Source organism: bacterium, assembly GCA_026398675.1.
Taxonomy (GTDB): Bacteria; RBG-13-66-14; RBG-13-66-14; order RBG-13-66-14; family RBG-13-66-14; genus RBG-13-66-14.
The window spans coordinates 1-3,798 of the sequence record JAPLSK010000354.1; the positions used below are offsets into that span (position 1 = coordinate 1).

The window sequence follows — 3,798 nt, forward strand, 5'->3', positions numbered from 1 at the left end:
ACCACCATCAGGAAGTAAAGAATGACGAACACCGCGATGAGCCGGTGCTTGTCCCCCCAGGGCCGCCACAGAAAGAGCCCGGCGAGCCCCAGCGGCATCACCAGCCAGAAGCCCAGCGGCATCAGCCACAGAGCCCACCCGCCCCGCGCCCGCACGAAGTAGTAGTCCAGGTGGTTGGGCATCTCGTAGGCGTTGAAAAAAAGAAGCGCCTTCTTGGCGAAAAGCCCCAGCGCCCGGACCGGATTTCTTACGATGAAGTCGCCCGCCCGGTCCATCCACCAGGCCGAGACCTCGCTGGGCTCCAATTCCCGCCCCGAGGCAGCCTCGGCCCGCTTCCGGCTCGACTCGAAGAGCCGGTCCCGCATGTCCCCCGGCACGCCCCAGTAACCCGTGGCGTTCTCGTTGTTGCCGATCCAGAAATTCACCCCGGCGTTGGAGCTGAGAAGGACCGGGTCGTCGGCCGCCAGGGCGTTGCGCAGCGTTACGGGCAGGATGAGGACGAAGCACAGGCCGACCATCAGCGCCCCGGCGCCCAGGGCCCGGAGCGTCTTCCACTTCCACCGGCGCGTGAGGACGATAATAATGAACACCGCCAGGACGACGGCGACGAGCCAGACGTTGGGCCGGCCCAGGCTGGCGACGCCGAAGGCCAGCCCCGCCCCGACCAGGTGCCGCCAACGCCGCCCGTCCAAAAACTTCACCAGCCACAGCAGCCCCAGGTTTATCGCCAACAACTCATAGGCGGTCATCAACAGGTCGAGCTCGAGGAAGGCGAGGTAGCCGTAGAGCGCCGCGCCGAACCCGGCGATGCGCCCCACGATTTCCCCGCGCCTGTGTTCCTCCTCTTTTTCCCCCCCGAACAGGCGGCGGGCCAAAAGAAAAATCACCACCGCGTTCAGCGCGCCCGCCAGCGCCTGGATGAGACGCGCCGCCACGAGCGATTTACCGAACACCGACCAGACGAGCGCCAGGATGTACGGGTACCCCGCCGAGGAGTGGAAGAAGACCTCGCCGCCCGCCCCCGGGTCCCCGGCCAGTATCTTGTCCGCCAGGACCTCGTACTCGTAGGCGTCGGCCACGTTGGCCCGGTACAGCGGCTGCGCCGACGTGGTGAGGATGAACACCAGGCGCGGGAGGAGGGCCGCCGCGAAGATGATGAGCGGCCAGCGCCTTTTGGCGAGCCATGACGCGATGGGGATTGCTTTCACGCCCCTAGTTTAATCCCCGCCGGTTCCGGGGGCAAGGGGGGAGTCACGCCGGCACGCGCTCCCTCACCTTCACCCCTTGACATTCCCGCCGCGCCTATCATATCCTTACGCCCCGCCGCCGCAGACCATGCCCCACCGGCGACGAGAAAGCGGCGGCCTCTCGTTCCGGCGGATTCGCGCCCCCGCCCTTTATCGGTGACGTGGGTGCAGGTTTTAGTTTTACCAGGACGAAGGGATTTGTTACCCCATGCCGACCGTCAACCAGCTCGTGCGCAAGGGCCGTCAGGCCAAGAAGAAGAAGACTAAGGCCCCCGCCCTGGACTCCTGCCCACAGCGGAAGGGCGTCTGCACCCGCGTGTGGACCGTGACACCGAAAAAGCCGAACTCGGCCCTCCGAAAGGTCGCCCGCGTCAGGCTCACCAACGGCATCGAGGTCACCAGCTACATACCCGGCGAGGGGCACAACCTTCAGGAGCACTCCATCGTGCTGGTGCGCGGCGGCCGCGTAAAGGACCTGCCAGGCGTCCGCTACCACATCATCCGCGGGACGCTCGACTCCATCGGCGTCTCGGGACGTCACCAGCAGCGCTCGAAATACGGCACCAAGAGGGAGAAATAACCCATGCCCCGCAGAGCAAAAGTCCAGCGCCGCGATCTCACACCCGATCCCGTCTACGGATTGCCCCTCGTCACACGCTTCATAGACTGCCTCATGCACCAGGGCAAGAAGTCCGTCGCCGAGAACATCTTCTACCCCGCCCTGACCATGATCGAGAAGAAAACGGGCACCGAGGGCATAAAGGTCTTCCAGGACGCCCTGCGCAACGTCAAGCCAAACCTCGAGGTCAAGAGCCGACGGGTCGGCGGCGCCACCTACCAGGTCCCCATCGAGGTCCCACCCGAACGCAAGGTCGCACTGGGAATCCGCTGGATTATCTCGTTCGCCCGAAAACGCCACGAGCACTCCATGGTCGAAAAACTCGCCCTGGAGCTCATTGACGCGCACAACGGGGTGGGCGCCTCCGTCAAGAAACGCGAGGACACCCATCGTATGGCCGACGCCAACAAGGCCTTCGCCCACTTCCGTTTCTAAATAGTAAGGAGACAAGGGGTTTAAACCCCTTGCCCTTCCTTCTTCCCCCCTCGGGGGGAATCACCAGGGGAATCGGTGCCGTCCCCTCCCCGCGACGGGATACGCACCGACCCCTCCTCGGACCAGGAGGGCCAGTCAAGGGGGCCGGTTAAGACGAAGCCGGTGAACCGAACCCGATGACAGCTCCGAGAGCTTTTATAAGCTCAAAGGGCCAGTCAAGGGGGCCGGTTAAGATGAAGCCGGTGAACCGAACCCGATGACAGCTCCGAGAGCTTTTATAAGCTCAAAGGGCCAGTCAAGGGGGCCGGTTAAGGCGACTCTTCGTGAACCGGTGAACGACCCGCGACCTTTTTATTGCCTCCCGCAATTGTAAATTGGTCAAGGGGGCCGGTTAAAGCGAAGGGGAACATTTCCCGGAAGCACGTTGAATGCCCCGTAAGACGACTGGCCGAAAAACCCCGTTATGGCCGCGGCGGAACCGCCAGGTTCTTTCCGTGACCGACAAGGGGTCCTGGGGGGGGCGATAAAGCCCCGACGGCCGTTAAAACGGCCACCGAGCGGACCGCGACGCGGTCTTTAAGAGAAAACGACACTGACCTTCGGGGATCTCCCCGGGGCAGACGCCCGCAAGGCGCCCGGGCGGGTTATACCCTTTAGCGCGAGCCGTGGACCCTGAACGACAAAAGGTCGGGATAGCCCTCATCCGCAACGTCGGCATCACGGCCCACATTGACGCCGGGAAGACGACCCTCACCGAGCGAGTCCTCTACTACTCCGGCAAGACACACAAGATCGGCGAGGTCCACGAGGGCACCGCGGAAATGGACTGGATGGAGCAGGAGAAGGAGCGGGGGATAACCATCACCTCCGCCGCCACCACCTGCTCCTGGCGAGGGCACCGCATCAACATAATAGATACACCGGGCCACGTAGACTTCACCGTCGAAGTGGAGCGTTCTTTGAGAGTTTTGGACGGAGCCGTCGGCGTCTTCTGCGCCGTGGCCGGGGTGCAGCCCCAATCCGAGACGGTCTGGCGCCAAGCGACGCACTACGGCATACCGCGTCTGGCCGTCATCAACAAGATGGACCGCGTGGGCGCCGACTTCGACCGCGCCCTCGAGAGCCTGGTCCAAAAGCTCAAGGCGAACCCGGTCCCCGTCACCATCCCCGTGGGCGCCGAGGACGACTTCCGAGGCGTCGTGGACCTCTTGACGATGGAGCTGGTCACCTTCGGCGACGACCTGGGACTGACGGTCACACGGGAGCCGCTGGACGGGCCTTTGGCCGAGATGGCCGCCCCTTACCGCGAGCGTCTGGTGGAAGCCGCCGCCGAGTACGACGACGCTCTCATGCAGAAGTACCTGCCCATCATCCGGCGGCTGACACAGGCCGGGTGGGAGCCGGTGACGCTGGCGCGGTGCGATGATCCCGAGGTGCAGATCGAGCGCTTCGGCGGCCTGGAGGGGAAGCCGCTGCTGCTGACGGTGCGCAACGGCG

4 protein-coding genes are annotated in these 3,798 nt (G+C 64.4%); 3 read left to right on the forward strand and 1 reads right to left on the reverse strand.

All coding sequences use genetic code 11. The features are described from left to right. The coding region (locus tag NTW26_10755) for a glycosyltransferase family 39 protein (protein MCX7022730.1) at positions 1-1,208 on the reverse strand (1,208 nt) is incomplete at its 3' end. Positions 1,209-1,455: 247 nt separating this feature from the next. Here NTW26_10755 and rpsL point away from each other — a divergent pair. The 3 genes from rpsL to NTW26_10770 all read left to right on the forward strand — a co-directional run. Next, entirely contained in the window at positions 1,456-1,827 is a 372-nt protein-coding gene (gene rpsL / locus NTW26_10760) for a 30S ribosomal protein S12 (GenBank protein ID MCX7022731.1), read from the forward strand. Positions 1,828-1,830: 3 nt separating this feature from the next. Next, positions 1,831-2,301 carry a 30S ribosomal protein S7 gene (gene rpsG, locus NTW26_10765; GenBank protein MCX7022732.1) on the forward strand — a complete coding sequence of 157 codons (471 nt, stop codon included), beginning with the start codon at positions 1,831-1,833 and terminating at the stop codon, positions 2,299-2,301. Between the two features lie 692 nt (positions 2,302-2,993). Beyond that, the coding region (locus NTW26_10770; GenBank protein ID MCX7022733.1) for a GTP-binding protein at positions 2,994-3,798 on the forward strand (805 nt) is incomplete at its 3' end.

Excerpts from the sequence above, each read along its gene's own strand:
- rpsL (MCX7022731.1), top strand. The coding sequence starts at position 1,456 with ATGCCGACCGTCAACCAGCTCGTGCGCAAGGGCCGTCAGGCCAAGAAG.
- rpsG (MCX7022732.1), top strand. The coding sequence starts at position 1,831 with ATGCCCCGCAGAGCAAAAGTCCAGCGCCGCGATCTCACACCCGATCCC.